Genomic DNA, 16807 nt, shown 5'->3' with positions numbered 1-16807 from the left:
AAGTTACGCGCGCGTGCGTAACTTTTCGCGGCACCGATCCGTCCTTGGATATGGGTTGCCGGTGGCCCGCCCGGACATGCTGGCGGACCCGCAGCTCAACAACGAAATACGCGACAGGAGAAGAAATGTCCCACCCAAGGCCCCCTCGTTGGCTGAAGCCGATGAACAAGTTCATGATCACGCTGCAAAGACTTGGCATACCGACTGGACCACCCATGGTTCTGACGGTGCCGGGCCGCAAAACGGGCCGGCCTCGCAGCACGCCGATGACGCCGTTCACGCTGGACGGGAAGCTCTATGCCGTGGCCGGATTTCCCGGTGCCGATTGGGCCCGCAACGCCCGCGCCGCCGGCACGGGAACGTTGGCCAAGGGCCGAAAGACACGGCGCGTCAGGATAACTGAGCTGACGGCCGAGCAAGCTCGCCCGGTGTTGCGCCAGTATCCGACGAAAGTGCCCGTCGGTGTGGGCTTTTTGAAGCGCTCCGGCCTGGTGCGCCAAGGCAATCCCGAAGAAGTCGAGGCGCTGGCCGGCCGGATCGCCGTGTTCCGACTAGACCCGATACCGGCGAACTGACACCAAGCAATCCCCCACTGACCGACCAGCTATGGAAGCCGCAACATGCACACCGCATACCTCGTCGTGACGATATCTGCCATCGCATTCAACGGCTTCTCCGGCGTGAGCGCACTGGTGCACTTCGCACCCATCATTCCGCCGATGGAACGGGCCGGCGTCCCGGTGTCCTGGTTGACGTTCCCGATCGGCACCCTGAAAACCCTGGGCGCCCTTGGGCTGGTCGTCGGCCTGTGGATCCCGGGGATCGGCGTCGCCGCAGCAGCGGGACTGACCATCTTCTTTATTTGCGCGATGTACACACATGTCCTCGCCCACGACATCTCCGGCCAGTTCGCACTGGCCGGGTTCCTGTTCGCACTCAACGTCGCGACCTTCACGCTCACCGCGGTCGCACACCCGGTGCTCCTCTAGTACGGCCCCATCTCTGGCCTCACCAGGGGTTCGGCGAAAGGAACGCTTGCATCGCCGATGAGTAGGCGGCCACGTCTTGCGCGCCCATCAACTCGCGCGCGGAATGCATGGCCAGCTGCGCGGCGCCGACGTCGACGGTCGGGATGCCGGTCCGCGCCGAGGCCAACGGCCCGATCGTCGATCCGCACGGCAGGTCGGCCCGGTGCTCGTAGCGCTGCAGTCCGACCCCGGCCTGCCGGCAGGCGAGCTCGAAGGCCGCGGCCGTCCGTCCGTCGGTGGCATAGCGCAGGTTGGGGTGCACCTTGAGCACGGGTCCCGCATTGACCTCGATCAGGTGGCTGGGCTCGTGCCGCTCCGAGTAGTTGGGGTGGGTGGCATGGGCCATGTCCGCCGAGGCCAGCAGCGAGTCGGGGAGCCGACGCAGGAAGTCTTCCCGGGTTCCGCCGGCCGCCAGCACGATGCGCTCCAGCACAGTGCCGAGCAGATCGGACTGGGCGCCGTGGTCGGAGGACGACCCCACCTCTTCGTGGTCGAAGACCGCCAGCACGGGCAGGAATCCCCGCGGTTCGGCGGCCACCAGAGCCTCCGTCCCGGCGTAGCAGCTGGCTTGGTTGTCCAGGCGCGGCGCGCTGAGGAGGTCGCCGTCGGCGCCGATCACCGCCGACGGGGTCAGGTCGTGCGTCATCAGGTCGGCGGCCAGCACGCTGGCCGGCGTCACCCCGGCGCGTTCGGCGACGAAGTCGATGAACTGCTTCATGTCCGAACCGGCTCCCCAAACCGCGTTGACGTGACGTTGGGGGTCGAGGGTCAGCGATTTGCGGTCCTCGGCGAGGTGGATCGCCAGCTGGGGCACCCGCAGGATCGGGTCGTCGATCCGGATCAGCCGATGCTCGACCGTGGCGCCGTCATGCACCGACAACCGCCCACTGATGCCCAGGTCGCGATCCAGCCAGGAATTGAGCCACGCCCCGCCATACGGCTCCAGCGCGACCACGCGCCACCCTGCGACCACCCGATCGGGATGCTGCTTGACCCGCAGGTTCGGGCTGTCGGTGTGCGCGCCGACGATCCGGAATGGGCCGTCGGCGCCGACGGAATTCCAGGCCACCAGCGAACCGGCCCGCACCGTGAAGCGGCGGCCCGGCTCCGCCGGCCACCGGTCGGCCTCGCTCAATTCGGTGAAGCCGGCGGCGGTCAGCCGCGCGGCTATCGTCGCGCAGACGTGAAATGGCGACGGCGAAGCGTCGATGAAATCGCAGAGGCCTGCGGCGCTGGCCGACATGTTGATCATCATGGCTGTCGATGACGACCGTCGCCACGCCGGGCTCGATCGCGCGGCTCCTTGCTCGCGCACTTCCTGCGCTCACCGTCGCCACGCTAGGGTCAGCAGAGTGCCTCCCGTCCAACCACAGCCCATCCTCGAGCCGTTGACGCCTGCGGCGGTCTTCCTAGTCGTGACCATCGACGACGGCGGCGAAGCGACGGTGCACGACGCGCTGCCCGACATTTCCGGGTTGGTGCGGGCAATCGGATTTCGTGAGCCGCCGAAACGGTTGTCGGCCATCGCCTCTATCGGCTCGCAGGCCTGGGATCGTTTGTTCTCCGGCCCCCGTCCCGCAGAGTTGCACCCCTTCGTCGAACTGAAGGGCCCTCGGCACACCGCCCCGACCACGCCTGGGGACCTGCTGTTCCATATCCGGGCGGAGAGCCTGGACGTCTGTTTCGAATTGGCCGACCGGATCCTGCGGTCGATGGCCGGCGCTGTCACCGTCGTCGACGAGGTGCACGGATTCCGGTACTTCGACAACCGTGACCTGCTGGGCTTCGTCGACGGCACCGAAAACCCGGACGGGCCGCTCGCCGTCAGCGCCACCACGATCGGCGCCGAGGATCCCGACTTCCAAGGCTCGTGCTACGTGCACGTGCAGAAGTACCTGCACGAAATGTCCGCGTGGAACGCGCTCTCGGTCACCGAGCAGGAGCTGGTGATCGGCCGCACAAAGCTGGAGAACCTCGAGCTCGACGACGAGGAGAAGCCGGCCGACTCCCACATCGCCCTGAACGTCATCACCGACTCGGACGGCACCGAACTGAAGATCGTGCGGCATAACATGCCGTTCGGCCAGCTCGGAAAGGGCGAGTACGGCACCTACTTCATCGGGTACTCCCGCACGCCGCGAGTGACCGAGCAGATGCTACGCAACATGTTTCTCGGCGATCCACCCGGCAATACCGACCGCATCCTCGAATTCTCCACCGCGGTCACCGGCGGCCTGTTCTTCTCGCCCACCGTCGACTTCCTTGACGATCCACCGCCACTGCCCGCAGTGCCGGTGGCGGAAACGCTTGCCGTGCAGGACGGCTCACTTTCGATCGGCAGCCTGAAAGGAACCACTTGATGAACAACCTCTACCGCGAGTTGGCACCGGTCACCGAAGCGGCTTGGAAAGAAATCGAAACCGAGGCGTCCCGAACGTTCAAACGCCATATCGCCGGGCGCCGGGTGGTCGACGTCAGCGAGCCGGGCGGTCCGGTCACCGCGGCGGTCAGCACCGGCCGCCTGGTCGACGTGGCGTCACCCTCCGACGGCGTCGAGGCTCACCTTCGGGCAAGCAAACCCCTTGTCCGGCTGCGTGTTCCGTTCACTCTGTCCCGTTATGAGATCGACAACGTCGAACGCGGCGCGCAGGACTCGGACTGGGACCCGGTCAAGACCGCCGCCAAGAAGCTGGCGTTCGTCGAGGACCGCGCCATCTTCGAGGGCTACCCCGCCGCGTCGATCGACGGAATCCGCACGTGCAGCTCGAACAAGCCGCTGACCTTGCCGGCCGACCCTCGGGAGATCCCGGACGTCATCACACAGGCGATCTCGGAGCTGCGGCTGGCCGGTGTCGACGGTCCGTATTCGGTGCTGCTGTCCGCCGATGTCTATACGAAGGTCAGCGAAACCACCGAACACGGCTATCCGATCCTCGAGCACATCGACCGGCTGGTCCCCGGGGACATCATCTGGGCGCCGGCCATCGACGGTGCTTTCGTGCTCACCACCCGCGGCGGCGACTTCGACTTGCAGCTCGGGACGGACGTGTCGATCGGCTACACCAGCCATGATGCGGACACCGTGCAGCTGTATCTGCAGGAAACGCTGACGTTCCTGTGCTACACCGCCGAGGCATCGGTCCCGCTGAGCTCCTAGGAATAAATGCCGGTGGACTGCTGCTGTCGAGGAGGCAAGTGAACTTCTCTCCTGGAGGCAGGGTTCGATGGCAACAACAATGGCCGGCTCCACCGCGTTGGTGACCGGAGCCACGTCCGGTATCGGCCGCGAGATCGCGCTACAGCTCGCCGAACGCGGGGTGGACGTCGTGGTGCACGGCCGCAGCGCCGAGCGCGGCGCCAAGACGGTCCGTGATATCGAAAATGCCGGTGGTACTGCGCGTTTCGTCGCAGCCGACCTCAACGACGCGGATGACGTGCGCCGCCTGGCGGCCGAGGCGGGGCCGGTCGACATTCTGATCAACAATGCCGGGATCTACAAATTCGGAGCCACCGTAGAGACCGACGATGCGGCGTTCGACGAGCACGTGAATGTGAACCTGCGCGCCCCTTACATTTTGGTCCAGCAGCTGGTGCCGGGAATGGTCGAGCGGGGCGGCGGCTCGGTGGTCAGCGTGAGCACCGTGGCGGCTTCGGTGCCGGCGAGCGGTGCCGGCATCTACGGCGCTACCAAGGCCGGCCTTGAGTTGCTGACGCGCGTGTGGGCCGATGAGTTCGGGCCATCGGGGGTGCGCGTGAACGCGATCGCCGTCGGACCGACCGACACCCCGGGGGTCGCCGCTTTACCCGGTGTCCTGGAGACGGTGGCGGCCAGCACCACACTGGGCCGGCCCGCGGATCCCAGTGAGATCGCCAGCGCCGTCGTCTTCCTCAGTTCCGCCGACGCCAGCTACGTGAACGGCGCCGTCCTGCCCGCAACCGGCGGCCTGCGCGCGATTGCGGCCTGACACAACGGTTCTCGTTACAGGTCCAGAACGAGATCGGTCTGCGGAGCCGCCGAGCAGATGAGCACCGTCCCCTGTTCGGGCGGCTCGAGAGGCTGCTGGACGTAGGTGGTGCTGCCGGCGACGATGCCGGTGACACACAGGTGACAGACGCCGCTGCGGCAAGAGAACCGGGTTGGCACGTCGCAGGCCTCCGCCAGCTCGAGGATGCTTCCGTATGCGGACGACCAGGCGGCCGTCAGGCCGCTGCGCGCGAACGTGATTGGCGGACCCGTCCCCGGCGGGCCCGCCGGGAGGTGCGGCGGCTTGCGCGGGGTGTCGTCGACGATGCCGGGGTTGATCGGCGGCAGGGCGCCGAATAGTTCGCTATGGATCCGCTCGGGGTCCAGGCCGCCGGCGGTGAGTGCGGCGCGCATGTCGCTCATGAACTGGACCGGACCGCACAAGTATGCCGTGGCGTCGGCCGGGATACCTAGCGCCGCGATGGCCGGGCGGTCCAACCGGCCTTGTGTCTGTGTGTAGAACACCAACTGCCGGGCCTTTGACAGGGACTGGATCAGGCTGGCGACTTCCGTTGCGAATGCTTGCGTTTCGCGGTTGCGGACGGTGTGCAACCACCAGATATCGCGGCTGCTGCCGGCCGCCGCGAGCGCATGCAGCATCGCCAAGACGGGAGTGATGCCGATTCCCGCCGACATCAGCAACACCGGACCGCCGCCGTCGACGAGATAGAACTCGCCGCGCGGGGCGGCGGCCTCGACGACCGTGCCCGGTTGGATGTGTTCGTGCAGCCACGAGCTCACTAGTCCGTGCTCTTCCCGCTTGACGCTGATGCGGTAGTGCCCGGCGGCGGGGTCACTGGAGAGGGAGTAACTGCGCAGCGGCGCCGGCGCGCCCGCGCCGGGGATTCGCACCGTCAGATATTGCCCGGGAAGCGGCGCCGGCAGGGCCGAACGGTCCTCGGCCTCCAGTTCGATGGACATCACCTGGGGGCTTTCCCGGTGTATTCCCTTGACCCGCAAGGGCCGGAACCCCTCCCACGCCGGCGTCGCGCTTGGGGGCTCGGGCGCCGATCCCTGCGGGGAGGTGAGCATGTCCCGGAACGACTGCTGCCACCCCGGACTGAGCGCCGCGACATCGACGATCTTGGGAAGTAGCTCGAGGTCACGGCTGGGCAGGTACAGCAGCGCGTCGACGTCGGCGACGCTGAGCTCGTGGCGACCACGGCGGGTGCGCACGATGTCATCGCCGGCGCGAACCCGTCCCTCGGTAATCACCCGAAAGTAGAAGCCCGGCCGATGTTGGGAGACAAGGAGATTCGGCATCCTGGGTTCGTTGAGACGCATTCCGACCCGGAAGCAGGTGACGCGGGGCTGGGTGACCTCGAACTCGGCCTCACCGATCCGGTAGCGGTCACCGATGCACACCTCGGCGTCGGGCAAGCCGCTGATGGTGAAGTTCTCCCCGAAGTGGCCCGGCACGAGGTCGTCGCGACCCAGGTAATTTTTCCAGAAGTCGTATGACTCGGTCTGATACACCATGACGGCGCGCTGCTCGCCGCCGTGGCCACCGAGATCACCCTGGCCGTCGCCGTCGATATTGAGGCGACGCACCAGAACTGGCCCTTCGACCGGGCTCTTCCAGATCCCGGTGTAGACGGTTTTGCCGTGCCACTCGACGTTGCGGGGCAGCCCCACGTTCACCGATATCAGCTTGCCCACCGCGCCACCTCCGGACACCTTGAATTGGAGGGCTGGCTCACCCTATGCCAGCCCGGAGGCAACGGCAACACTTGGCGACGATCTGCGGCGCCGTGACTGTTGCGCTGAGCGCATTCCGATGCATACTGGGTTGTACGACCCAGTAATTGAGTCACCACGGCGTTCGTGAGAATCCGCCGCTTCGCGTTCGAGGAGCCAAATTAGGGAGGAAAGCCATGGCGGCTGTTCATCATCGCTATGCCACCGTCGAAGGTCGCCGCCTCTTCTTCCGCGAAGCCGGCGACGCGAACGCTCCCGCGCTCGTGCTACTGCACGGGTTTCCCACCAGCTCCTACATGTTCCGCCACCTGATTCCGGCGCTCGCCGACCGCTACCACGTCATCGCACCGGATCACCTGGGCTTCGGGCTCTCCGACGCGCCATCCGTGCAGGAGTTCGACTACACCTTCGACGCGCTGACCGACCTCACCGCCGCATTGCTGCGCGCGGTCGGCGTCCGTAGGTACGCGATGTACGTCCAGGACTACGGCGCGCCGATCGGGTGGCGGCTGGCGCTGCGCGACCCGTCGGCGATCACCGCGATCATCACGCAGAACGGCAACGGCTACGACGCGGGATTCGTCGACAGCTTCTGGAAGATCGTGCGGGCTTACCAGGATGAACCAACACCCGAGACTGAAGCCGCGGTCCGGCAATTCCTCACGCTGGACGCCACCCGGTGGCAGTACGTCACCGGAGTTCCAGATGAGACCCTCGTCGATCCCGAATCGTGGCACCACGATTACGCGCTCCTATCGCGACCGGGTAATGATCTGGTGCAGCTGAAGTTGTTGCGTGACTATGCAACCAACGCGCCGCTCTACCCGCGTTTGCACGAATATTTCCGCGCCAGCCAGGTACCGCTACTGGCGGTATGGGGTCGCGGCGACGAGATCTTCGGCCCGGCCGGTGCCCGGGCGTTCGGCGATGACCTGCCGAATGCCGAGATCCGATTGCTCGACGGTGGGCATTTCCTGCTCGAGTCCGCACTCGACGAGGTAGCCGAGCTGATTCTCGGCTTCCTCGGCGGGGCCGGCCTGGCCGACTGACCGGACCCCCGGCACCCCGCCATCAATGGGTTGGATATCCCATAGTTTGGGGCGGCCGCGGGTTAGCCTGACGCGATGGCCCATCCCGATGTTCGCGACGAACAACGGTTGACCGCCAAGGGGCGTGCCACCCGCGATCGCATCGTGGAAGCGGCCGCGCAGTTGATCGTCAGCGAGGGACTGTCCGCGGCGAGCATGGAGAACGTCCGCAGGGCGGCATCGGTCAGCGGTTCCCAACTTGCGCATTACTTCGCCGATAAGGCCGCGCTGATTCGCGCGGTCATCAAGCGCCAGATCGGCGTGGTTCTCGACTTTCACCGCCAGCCCAGGCTCGGAGGTTTGACAACGTTCGACGACTTCGAGCGGTGGGGCGATCTCAACATGCGGTACCTCAGGCGCATTGGGTTTTTCGGCACGCCCACCTACCACGCCCTCGCCGGCCAGGTGGCGAAGTCGGACGAGCCGACCCGGGCAACGCTGGCGGCGGGCTATTGGCAGTGGATCGACCTGCTGGAGGTCGCGATCCAGCGGATGAAAGATGACGGCGTCTTGGTAGCGAACGCAGACCCTCGGCGGTTGGCGACGGTCATCGTCGCCGCGCATCAGGGCGGTGGCACCCTGGCTTTCACCTACCGGGCGGAATGGCCGCATGCCGACGCGGTGCGCTTCGCGATCAACTACCTGCGCATGTTCGCCACCGATCCGAACGAGCGCGCCCCCCGGCCGGCGCGGCGTCCCCGGCGCCGGGCGAGGACCGCCACGTGAATGCCGAAAGCCCGGGCCGATTCACCCAGAAGGGATTGGCGACTCGCGCCCGTATCGTTGACGCGGCCGCACGGCTCATGTTCGAGCGCGGCGTCGCCAACACCAGCATCGAGCAGGTGCGGCGTGCGGCGGGAGTGGGCGGCTCACAGATCGCGCACTACTTCCGGGACAAACGCGAGCTGATCCGTCAGGTCGTTGCCAGTCGCCGCGATGACGTGCGGGCGTTCCACGCCCGGCCACCGCTGGGCGCCCTGGACAGCGTCGCCGCCCTGCAGGCCTGGGCCGACGCCTGCGTCGCCGACGTCGACACCGTGTACCGGGTCGGCGGTTGCGTCTACGGTTCGTTGGCTGGCGAGCTGATCGACTCCGACGACGAAATTCACGACGATCTCTCCGCCGGTTATGACCAGTGGATCGAGCTGTTCGAGACCGGCCTTACGGCGATGCGCCAGCGCGGCGACTTGCGACCTGACGCCGATCCGCGACACCTGGCGGTGTCGTTGGTTGTTGCGCACCAAGGCGGCGCCATGCTGACGTACGCCACCGGGGATGCGGAATCGCTGCGGGCCGCCGTCGACGCCGGAGTCGACTACGTCCGCTCGTTCACGACGCAGAATCCGAAGAGCCGAGCCGCTTCGAAGCGGCGCCCCGACGCCGCCCGATCAGAATGAGGCCACCTCGTCGCTGGACAGAATGGGACAGCTAGCCCATAATAAATGGGTTCGTTAGCCCAGTAGTCACGCCGGCAACGTGCGCCGAATATTCCCCGAGGAGCGGCACGTGTCCACCAATGCACCCGAGCTGCCCACCGCGCCCGCCGTAGTCCGCGAGCAGCCTGGTGGCGAATCCATGCGCGCAATCATCCTGAAGGGGTTCGGCGGCCTGGACAGCTTGGTCTACGACGACATCCCGAAGCCGCTGCCCAGGGACGGCGAAGTGGTGATCGAAGTCAAGGCCTTCGGCATCAATCACGCGGAGCTGCACATGCGTCGGGGCGAATGGGCCGAAGCCGCGGAGGTCAGCGGCATCGAATGCGTCGGCGTCGTCGATTCCTGTCCGGGCGGCGAATTCCCTTTGGGTTCCAAAGTAGCGGCGTTGATGGGCGGCCTGGGCCGAACCATCAATGGGAGCTACGCGCAATACACGCGCGTGCGAGCGGCGAACGTCGCCCCGATCGAGTCCGACCTGCCCTGGGCACAGTTGGCCGCGCTGCCCGAAACCTACGCTGTCGCCTGGACATGTCTCTTCCGCAACCTCGACCTGAAGTCCGGACAGACACTGGTCCTGCGCGGCGCGACCTCGTCGCTCGGCCAGGCCGCGCTCAAGATGGCCGTCGCAGCCGGCGCGCGCGTCATTGCGACCGCGCGAAGCCGCGGCCGGTTTGCCATGCTCGAGGAGCTCGGCGCGTCACGCGTCGAATTGGAAAGGCGTGACTTGGCCGACCATCTCCGCGATGCCAAGCAGGTCGATGCCGTCCTGGACTTGGTCGGCAACAGCACCATCCTGGACTCCCTCGACCTGCTGCGCCGCGGTGGAACGGCCTGTCTGGCGGGATGGCTGGGCGGGCTGGACCCGATCGGAAATTTCAACCCGCTGTTGCGCATGGCCAGCGGGGTCAACTGGAACTTCTTCGGCAGCTTTGTGTTTGGGACGCCCGGCTTTCCGCTGTCGGATGTCCCCCTGCAAGACATCGCACGCCAGGTCGCCGACGGCACGCTGGAGGCTAAGCCGTCCCGCGTCTTCGATTTCGACCAGATCCGCGAAGCGCACCGCGTGATGGAAGCGGGAGAGGCCGGCGGCAAGATGGTCGTCGTGGTGCAGTGAAACCCCTGTCCTACAACGATTTCGCGGAGAAAGGACTCCAGGATGGGACTGGCATGGCAGCAAGGTCCGCTGGCAACCGGATCGGTGGGACGGTTCCTGACCGAGCAGCCGCTACCACGACGGCTGCTGTACGCCGAGCCGCTGCGGCGGCGGATGCGAGTGCTTTTCGCGGACAGGTGGATCGCTGACAGTGACGACGTAGTTCTGTTGCACGAACCGGGCCGCTACCCGGTCGCCTATTTCCCGGATGGTGACGTCGAGGCCGGCGTTGCGCTGGGCGAGAATCGGGTCACGCAACATCAGGACCTGGGCGACACGCAGTGGTTCACCATCAAAGCCGCGGAGCGGGAGGCCAGGCATGCCGCCTGGCGGCACACCGCCCTGCCACCCCATGCATCGATCCTCGAGGGGCGCCTCGCATTCGCCTGGCGCGCCATGGATGCATTCTACGAAGAGGACGAACGGATCGTCGGGCATGCTGCCGATGCCTACCATCGGATCGATATTCGTTCCACTGCAAGGCGTCTCATCGCTCGTGAGGGCGACCGGGTGATTGCCGATACCAAGCACCCGCTAGCCTTGTACGAATCCGGGTTCGCGCCGCGCTGGTACGTGCCGCGCGAGGACATTGACGAATCCGCCCTCGAACTGGTTGACACGCAGACCTTTTGCCCCTACAAGGGGATCTGCTCCTACTACGATATCGGCGACCGCAAGCGCGCGGCGTGGTCGTATCGGAACGCCTGGCGCGAAGTGATACGAGTCAGCGATTTGGTGTCCTTCGAACCGGACAAGATCGACGTCTACCTCGACGGCAACCAGCTGCGGCTGGAGCCCGGCCAGACCGTCATTCCCCACGGCGTCGACCGGGGGCTCGATACCGATGAGGTCTCAAAATTTCGCAATGCCGCAGTGTTGCGGGAACGGAACCACCGACCGCCCGGAGGGGCGTAATGGTCGGGCGCAAAACCAGTCCGGACCGCGTTGGAGCGTTCTCCGACGGCGTGTTCGCGGTGCTGATCACGATCTTGGTGCTCGAACTCAAGCCTCCGACCGCCCCCAGCCTCAGCGCCCTCGTCCCGCTTTGGCCCACCGGCCTGAGCTATGTGGTCAGCTACCTGTTCATCGCGATCGTGTGGGTCAACCATCACCACCTGTTCAGTTACGCGCAGGTGGCGACGCCGCGGTTGGTGTGGTCGAACTTCGCGCACCTGTTCTCGGTCTCGCTCATCCCGATCACCACCGAGTGGATCGCGGACAGTAGGCTTGCCGCCGCGCCCGTGGCCTTGTATGCGTTCGTGTTTGTGCTGGTGAATATCACCTATCTCGCGCTGTGCTGGGAAGTGGTCGACCGACCCGCCGCAGAAGACCTCACCGATCGGATGCGCAGGTTGTTGCAGATGAGGTCGTTCATCACGATCGGCGTCTTCACAGCGGCCGGCGTGGCCGCGCTCTGGTGGCCGTTCGTGGGCATGGCTTTGATTTGTTTGTGCTTGATCGGGTATCTCCGGCCGGACGTTCCGACCCTGAAGAAGGTTGAGGTTTAGATGCCCGTACCGTCCGTCCTGGTTTTCGATGTCAACGAAACGTTGGTCGACATCGAGTCGCTCTCACCGCTTTTCACCGAACTGTTCGGCGATCAGCGGGTGCTGCGCGAGTGGTTCGCCCAGCTGGTCATGTACTCGATGTCGGTGACATTGGCAAACAGTTATGTGGATTTCTCCACGCTGGCCCAAGGTGTGTTCCGCATGGTCGCCGATATCCACCGCGTGGACGTCTCCGACGATGACGTGCACCGCCTGAGGACCGGCTTGCTCACCATGCCGGCTCACCCGGATGTGGCCGACGGGCTTGCCAGGCTGAAAGACAACGGTTTTCGGCTGGTCACGTTGACCAATTCACCGCCCAACCCGGACGGACCGACAGCGCTGCAGAGTTCCGGTCTGGCCGAATTCTTCGAGCACCAATTGAGCGTCGATGCCTGCCAAGCCTTCAAGCCTTCGCCGGCCGTGTACCGCTACACCTGCGAGACGCTCGAAGTGGTCCCGGCCGACTGCATGATGGTGGCGGCCCACGCCTGGGACATCCTCGGCGCCCAGAATGTCGGCTTCAGCGGGGCGCTCATCGCACGGCCCGGCAATCCGCCGCTGCCCGTCGACGGGCTGCCCCAACCGCACCTCGTAGCGAGTGACCTGCGCCAACTTTCCGTGCAGCTCATCGACAACTGAGGGACAACCGGAAGGACCACGGATGACGGCTGCAGACGAAGAACCCGGCTACGACGTCATTGTGCTCGGGGCCGGGCCGATCGGGCAGAACGCCGCGGAGCGCGCCCGCGCGGCGGGCCTGAGCGTCGCGCTGGTCGAGCGTGAACTCGTCGGCGGTGAATGTTCTTACTGGGCGTGCGTGCCCAGTAAAGCCCTGCTGCGTCCAGTGATCGCCGTCTCGGAAGCCCGCCAAGTCGACGGCGCACGGGAGGCGGTCAGCGGCCCCATCGGCGTCGCGGGGGTCTTCGGCCGCCGCAACCGTTACGTCACCGACTGGGACGACACCGGCCAGGCCGACTGGGTCGGCGGAATCGGTGCCACCCTGGTACGCGGACACGGCCGCTTGGATGGCGCCCGACGGGTGGCGGTCACCGCGCCCGACGGAACCACGTCCGTGCTGACCGCGCGGCACGCAGTGGTGATCTGCACTGGAAGCCGGCCCCTCCTACCCGACGTGCCCGGCATCGACGAAGCGAGGCCGTGGACCAACCGCCAAGCCACCGAGAGCAGCTCGGTCCCCGAGCGGCTCGCTGTGGTGGGTGGCGGCGGAGTGGGCGTCGAAATGGCAACCGCCTGGCGAGGATTGGGGTCTCAGGTGACCCTCCTCGCACGCGGGTCAGGCCTCCTGCCCAAGATGGAGCCCTTCGTGGGTGAGCTCATCGCCGCTGGCCTCGCCGACGCGGGCGTGGATGTGCGCGTCGGCGTCTCGGTGCGCGCGTTGCACCGGGCCGACGGCGGGGAGGTGACTCTCGAATTGGACGATGGCTCCGAATTGGTGGTCGACGAAGCGCTTTTCGCGACGGGCCGCGCACCGCTCACCGACGACATCGGCCTGCACACCATCGGGCTGACACCCGGCGACTGGCTCGACGTCGACGACACCTGCCAAGTGCGGGCCATCGAAGACGGTTGGCTGTACGCCGCCGGCGATGTCAATCACCGGGCCCTGCTGACCCATCAGGGGAAGTACCAGGGTCGCATTGCCGGAGCGGCCATCGGAGCGCGGGCGGCGGGCGCCCCGGTGGACACCGCGCCGTGGGGTCGCCACGCAACCACCGCCGACCATTACGCCGTGCCGCAGGCCTTCTTTACCGTCCCCGAAGCCGCCGCGGTGGGCCTGACGACCCAGCAAGCCGAACAGACCGGGCATCGGGTGCGAACCGTCGATGTGCAGATCGGCGACGTCGTGACGGGGGCGAAGCTTTATGCGGACGGGTACCTCGGGCGGGCGCGGATGGTGGTGGATCTCGATCGCGGGTGCTTGCTTGGGGTCACGCTGGTTGGGCCGGGGGTCACCGAGATCCTGCATTCGGCCACCATCGCCGTGGCGGGCGAGGTGCCCGTCGACCGGTTGTGGCACGCCGTGCCCTGCTTCCCCACGGTCAGTGAGCTGTGGCTGCGGCTCCTCGAGGCGTATCGGGATGCGTCGGACCATAATTGAGGCATGGCCACCGCAGACGGATTCCACCCAGACTCGACGAGACAGCACCGCAGGCCAGCCACACCCGGGTGCACCACATCAAGGCGTCTGACATCACCTCCGACACCGCGCAATCGGAGGGGCTGCGCCGCTTCGCCGCGGTCAGTGGAACGTCGGTCGGTGCCGAAAAGCTCTGGATGGGCGAGACGCACGCGTCGCCCTCGACCGTCTCGTCCAACCACCATCACGGCGACTCGGAAACCGCCATCTACGTGCGCAGCGGCCACCCGGAATTCGTCTTTCACGACGGAGCGCACGAGGTGCGCATCTCCACTTCACCCGGTGACTACGTGTTCATCCCCCCGTATCTGCCGCACCGCGAAGAAAACCCCGACCCGAACACGCCGGCGGAGGTGGTCATCGCGCGCAGCACCCAAGAGGCGATCGTGATCAACTTGCCGGCGTTGTATCCCCCTCAGTAGACGGCGATTTCGACAAGATTCCCGTCGACGTCGCGGCAATAGTGTGAGGTCATCGGACCAAGGGCCCCTGTCCTGGTGACGGGCCCGGCAACGATCTCCGCTCCAGAGCGCACCAGGTGGGCGCGCACCTCGTCGGGGCTGCAACGAGCGATGAAGCACAGGTCCTCGCTGCCGGCGGCTTCGACCGCCCCGGTGACCCACCCGGGATCGTCGGCCAGCGCCCCGACGGGCCGCAGGTTCAGCTTTTGCTGCCCGAATCGCAGCGCCACCCGGTTGGTGGGCCCGAACGTCTCGCGCCGCATGCCCAGCACGCGCTCGTACCACGCCGCGGTGGCCTCGACGTCGTTGCAATTCAGCACGATGTGGTCGATCCGTTCCACCGCAAATCCCACGGTCAATCCTCCTGGTTGGTGCGCAGCTGCGCGGTGAGAGCGGCCGCCAGGTGGTCGGCGGCCTGCTCATCGAGCGGTGCATGAGCGAAAACCATTCGATACCACATCATTCCGAAAGCCTGGTCGATGGCGGTCGCAGCGTGCTCGATCTCACCCCGAGCCAGCGCCCGGTCGAGGATGATCGCCAGCTCACTGCGCCGGGCCCCGGTGAACGCCGCGAGACGATCCATGGCCGCGGCATCGGCCAATGCTTCGCGTAACGCTCCCAACAACAGGCGTCGGTTGTCGCACACGGCAGCAAACGTCGACCGCAGAAATGCACGCAGGTCGGCGTGCAGATCACCACTGTCGGGCGTGGGCGCGGTCTGATGAGCCCGGTGGATCATGGCGTCGAGGAGGACCGCGCTCTTGGAGGGCCACCAACGATAGATCGTCTGTTTGCCGACGCCCGCGCGCTCTGCGATCGCGCCGACAGTGATCAAGGCGGAGTCGGCGGCGGCGAGCAGCTCGGCGGCAGCATCCAGAATGGCTCGTTCGGCCGCGCCGTTGCGACGACTGCCGGTGTGGGGCCTTCGGGTCGGCATCACAATCAGCAGGCTAGCGCGCTATTGACGAGACCGTTGGTCTCGACAATGCTAGGGGAATGGCCACCAACGTCAGTGCAACCGAACGCAAACGTCGCCGCGTCGGCTTCTTCCACCGGTACCTCGCCAATCCGGTCACCCGCCGCCTGCCGACCCAGGTTCTCCTCGAGACCAGAGGACGCCGCAGCGGCCTCGCCCGCCGCACACCGATCGGCGGACGCCTCGACGGTGACACCTTCTGGCTGGTGTCCGATCACGGGGAAACGTCGGACTACATACGAAACATCAAGGCCGACAACCGCGTTCGAATCCGCATTCGGGGCCGTTGGCGTGCCGGTACGGCCGTGCTGTTGCCGCATGATGACGCGTATGCCCGCCTGGCGGCGCTGCCGCGGTTCAACAGTTCGCTGGTGCGCGCGCTGGGCACCGACTTGCTGACCGTGCGCATCGATCTGCACGAAGCCTGAAAGGCAGCGCTCCTGCACCGGCGCGCTCAGCCAATTCTCAACAGATTCTTCGGTGACTCATGGCTTGTCTCCCAGCATCCACAAAGGCACTGGCCGCAGCATGTTTTCATGACGAACGAGGCCATGTGCGCGGACCTGGTGGAACGGTACCTGCGCGTGCGCGGGCGGCGCTATTTCCGCGGCCACCACGATGGCGAATACTTCTTCGTCACGCGGGCCAACCCGCGGCGCCTGCACGTCCATCTCGAGATCTCGCCCGCGCACGGCGATGTGCTGATCATCCGCGTCACTCCCGGCTGCTTCTTCCCCGCCACCGAGCGGCCCTGGCTGGTGCACTTCTCGGACACGTGGAACCGCCAGGACCGCGAGGTGACGGCGATCGTGCACGGGTCATCCGATCCGCACCGAATCGGCGTGGTGGCGCGCAGGTCGCATTGGATTCGACGGAACGTCTCGTTCGACGATTTCGCCGCCTTCGTCGACCGCACCATCGCGGACGCGATCGAGTTGTTCGACGATCTGAACCCGGCCGTCGAACTGCCGACGGCGCATCCGTTGTTGCAGGACGCCGGCTGATCCTGCCGGTTATGTCGTCACCCAAACGCGCGGGCTGGCGACGTCCCCGCCGGCGAGCCCGAAATCCCGCGTGGCACCCGACGTCGACGGGCGCCCAGGCCGTGCATAATCCAGCAAACGGATATGACATTCTCATTTTGGAGAGTAGCGTATGCGCGCAGGCACCGAGGTTTGAGATCTGCGTCACACCGGCAATCAATATCCAACGGCATTGACAACGAACGGCGGGGA

At 66.2% G+C, this 16807-nt stretch carries 19 protein-coding genes and 1 pseudogene; 16 read left to right on the top strand and 4 right to left on the bottom strand.

Annotated features, from left to right (window positions below):
* Window positions 1–125 precede the first annotated feature (125 nt).
* Together ACEL92_RS03840 and ACEL92_RS03835 are read left to right on the top strand one after the other, a co-directional pair.
* Window positions 126–575 (top strand): nitroreductase family deazaflavin-dependent oxidoreductase, encoded by a 450-nt coding sequence (locus tag ACEL92_RS03840; RefSeq protein WP_374024317.1) that lies wholly within the window; start codon window positions 126–128, stop codon window positions 573–575.
* A 45-nt stretch (window positions 576–620) separates the two neighbouring features.
* Window positions 621–989 carry a DoxX family protein gene (locus ACEL92_RS03835; protein ID WP_374024316.1) on the top strand — a complete coding sequence of 123 codons (369 nt, stop codon included), beginning with the start codon at window positions 621–623 and terminating at the stop codon, window positions 987–989.
* 19 nt (window positions 990–1008) lie between these two features.
* On the opposite strand, the gene ACEL92_RS03830 is transcribed toward ACEL92_RS03835, so the two are convergent.
* A complete protein-coding gene (locus ACEL92_RS03830; protein ID WP_374024315.1) occupies window positions 1009–2271 on the bottom strand; it encodes a M18 family aminopeptidase in 1263 nt (420 codons plus the stop codon).
* Window positions 2272–2380: 109 nt separating this feature from the next.
* On the opposite strand from ACEL92_RS03830, the gene ACEL92_RS03825 reads away from it, so the two are divergent.
* The 3 genes from ACEL92_RS03825 to ACEL92_RS03815 all read left to right on the top strand — a co-directional run bounded on the left by ACEL92_RS03825 (window position 2381) and on the right by ACEL92_RS03815 (window position 4993).
* Window positions 2381–3388 carry a Dyp-type peroxidase gene (locus ACEL92_RS03825; RefSeq protein WP_374024314.1) on the top strand — a complete coding sequence of 336 codons (1008 nt, stop codon included), beginning with the start codon at window positions 2381–2383 and terminating at the stop codon, window positions 3386–3388.
* Window positions 3388–4185, top strand: coding sequence for a family 1 encapsulin nanocompartment shell protein (locus ACEL92_RS03820; RefSeq protein WP_374024313.1), 798 nt, complete (start codon window positions 3388–3390; stop codon window positions 4183–4185). Before ACEL92_RS03825 ends, ACEL92_RS03820 begins: the two co-directional genes overlap by 1 nt.
* A 67-nt stretch (window positions 4186–4252) precedes the next feature.
* A complete protein-coding gene (locus ACEL92_RS03815) occupies window positions 4253–4993 on the top strand; it encodes an SDR family NAD(P)-dependent oxidoreductase (RefSeq protein WP_374024312.1) in 741 nt (246 codons plus the stop codon).
* 14 nt (window positions 4994–5007) lie between these two features.
* Here the strand turns inward: ACEL92_RS03815 and ACEL92_RS03810 are convergent, their stop codons facing one another.
* Window positions 5008–6711: an MOSC domain-containing protein gene (locus ACEL92_RS03810; RefSeq protein WP_374024311.1), complete on the bottom strand. Its 1704-nt coding sequence runs from the start codon at window positions 6709–6711 to the stop codon at window positions 5008–5010.
* Window positions 6712–6926: 215 nt separating this feature from the next.
* On the opposite strand from ACEL92_RS03810, the gene ACEL92_RS03805 reads away from it, so the two are divergent.
* From ACEL92_RS03805 to ACEL92_RS03765, 9 genes and pseudogenes are all read left to right on the top strand, one after another.
* Entirely contained in the window at window positions 6927–7799 is an 873-nt protein-coding gene (locus ACEL92_RS03805; RefSeq protein WP_374024310.1) for an alpha/beta fold hydrolase, read from the top strand.
* A 75-nt stretch (window positions 7800–7874) separates the two neighbouring features.
* A complete protein-coding gene (locus tag ACEL92_RS03800; RefSeq protein ID WP_374024309.1) occupies window positions 7875–8564 on the top strand; it encodes a TetR/AcrR family transcriptional regulator in 690 nt (229 codons plus the stop codon).
* Window positions 8561–9235: a TetR/AcrR family transcriptional regulator gene (locus ACEL92_RS03795; RefSeq protein ID WP_374024308.1), complete on the top strand. Its 675-nt coding sequence runs from the start codon at window positions 8561–8563 to the stop codon at window positions 9233–9235. Before ACEL92_RS03800 ends, ACEL92_RS03795 begins: the two co-directional genes overlap by 4 nt.
* A gap of 178 nt (window positions 9236–9413) precedes the next feature.
* The gene (locus tag ACEL92_RS03790) at window positions 9414–10388 is read left to right on the top strand and encodes a zinc-binding alcohol dehydrogenase family protein (protein ID WP_374026068.1); all 975 of its coding nucleotides are present in this window, start codon (window positions 9414–9416) and stop codon (window positions 10386–10388) included.
* Between the two features lie 42 nt (window positions 10389–10430).
* The gene (locus tag ACEL92_RS03785) at window positions 10431–11342 is read left to right on the top strand and encodes a DUF427 domain-containing protein (RefSeq protein ID WP_374024307.1); all 912 of its coding nucleotides are present in this window, start codon (window positions 10431–10433) and stop codon (window positions 11340–11342) included.
* Entirely contained in the window at window positions 11342–11935 is a 594-nt protein-coding gene (locus ACEL92_RS03780; RefSeq protein WP_374024306.1) for a TMEM175 family protein, read from the top strand. Before ACEL92_RS03785 ends, ACEL92_RS03780 begins: the two co-directional genes overlap by 1 nt.
* On the top strand, window positions 11936–12616 hold the full coding sequence (locus tag ACEL92_RS03775; protein ID WP_374024305.1) for a haloacid dehalogenase type II: 681 nt from the start codon (window positions 11936–11938) through the stop codon (window positions 12614–12616).
* A 22-nt stretch (window positions 12617–12638) separates the two neighbouring features.
* Window positions 12639–14096, top strand: a complete 1458-nt coding sequence (locus tag ACEL92_RS03770; protein WP_374024304.1) for an NAD(P)/FAD-dependent oxidoreductase — start codon at window positions 12639–12641, stop codon at window positions 14094–14096.
* A gap of 3 nt (window positions 14097–14099) precedes the next feature.
* A pseudogene (locus ACEL92_RS03765) lies at window positions 14100–14557 on the top strand (cupin domain-containing protein).
* On the opposite strand, the gene ACEL92_RS03760 reads toward ACEL92_RS03765, so the two are convergent.
* Together ACEL92_RS03760 and ACEL92_RS03755 are read right to left on the bottom strand one after the other, a co-directional pair.
* Window positions 14551–14949 carry a VOC family protein gene (locus tag ACEL92_RS03760; RefSeq protein ID WP_374024303.1) on the bottom strand — a complete coding sequence of 133 codons (399 nt, stop codon included), beginning with the start codon at window positions 14947–14949 and terminating at the stop codon, window positions 14551–14553. The pseudogene ACEL92_RS03765 and the gene ACEL92_RS03760 sit on opposite strands and share 7 nt — an antisense overlap.
* A 2-nt stretch (window positions 14950–14951) precedes the next feature.
* The gene (locus ACEL92_RS03755) at window positions 14952–15533 is read right to left on the bottom strand and encodes a TetR/AcrR family transcriptional regulator C-terminal ligand-binding domain-containing protein (protein WP_374024302.1); all 582 of its coding nucleotides are present in this window, start codon (window positions 15531–15533) and stop codon (window positions 14952–14954) included.
* A 59-nt stretch (window positions 15534–15592) separates the two neighbouring features.
* Between ACEL92_RS03755 and ACEL92_RS03750 the strand changes: the two genes are divergently transcribed.
* Window positions 15593–16000, top strand: coding sequence for a nitroreductase/quinone reductase family protein (locus tag ACEL92_RS03750; RefSeq protein ID WP_374024301.1), 408 nt, complete (start codon window positions 15593–15595; stop codon window positions 15998–16000).
* A gap of 108 nt (window positions 16001–16108) precedes the next feature.
* Window positions 16109–16576 carry a hypothetical protein gene (locus tag ACEL92_RS03745; RefSeq protein ID WP_374024300.1) on the top strand — a complete coding sequence of 156 codons (468 nt, stop codon included), beginning with the start codon at window positions 16109–16111 and terminating at the stop codon, window positions 16574–16576.
* Window positions 16577–16807 lie beyond the last annotated feature (231 nt).

It is taken from the genome of Mycobacterium hainanense, assembly GCF_041890355.1.
Classification (GTDB): domain Bacteria; phylum Actinomycetota; class Actinomycetes; order Mycobacteriales; family Mycobacteriaceae; genus Mycobacterium; species Mycobacterium hainanense.
The sequence above is the reverse complement of the archived record's forward strand: the minus strand, read 5'-3'. Positions and strand labels throughout refer to the sequence as shown.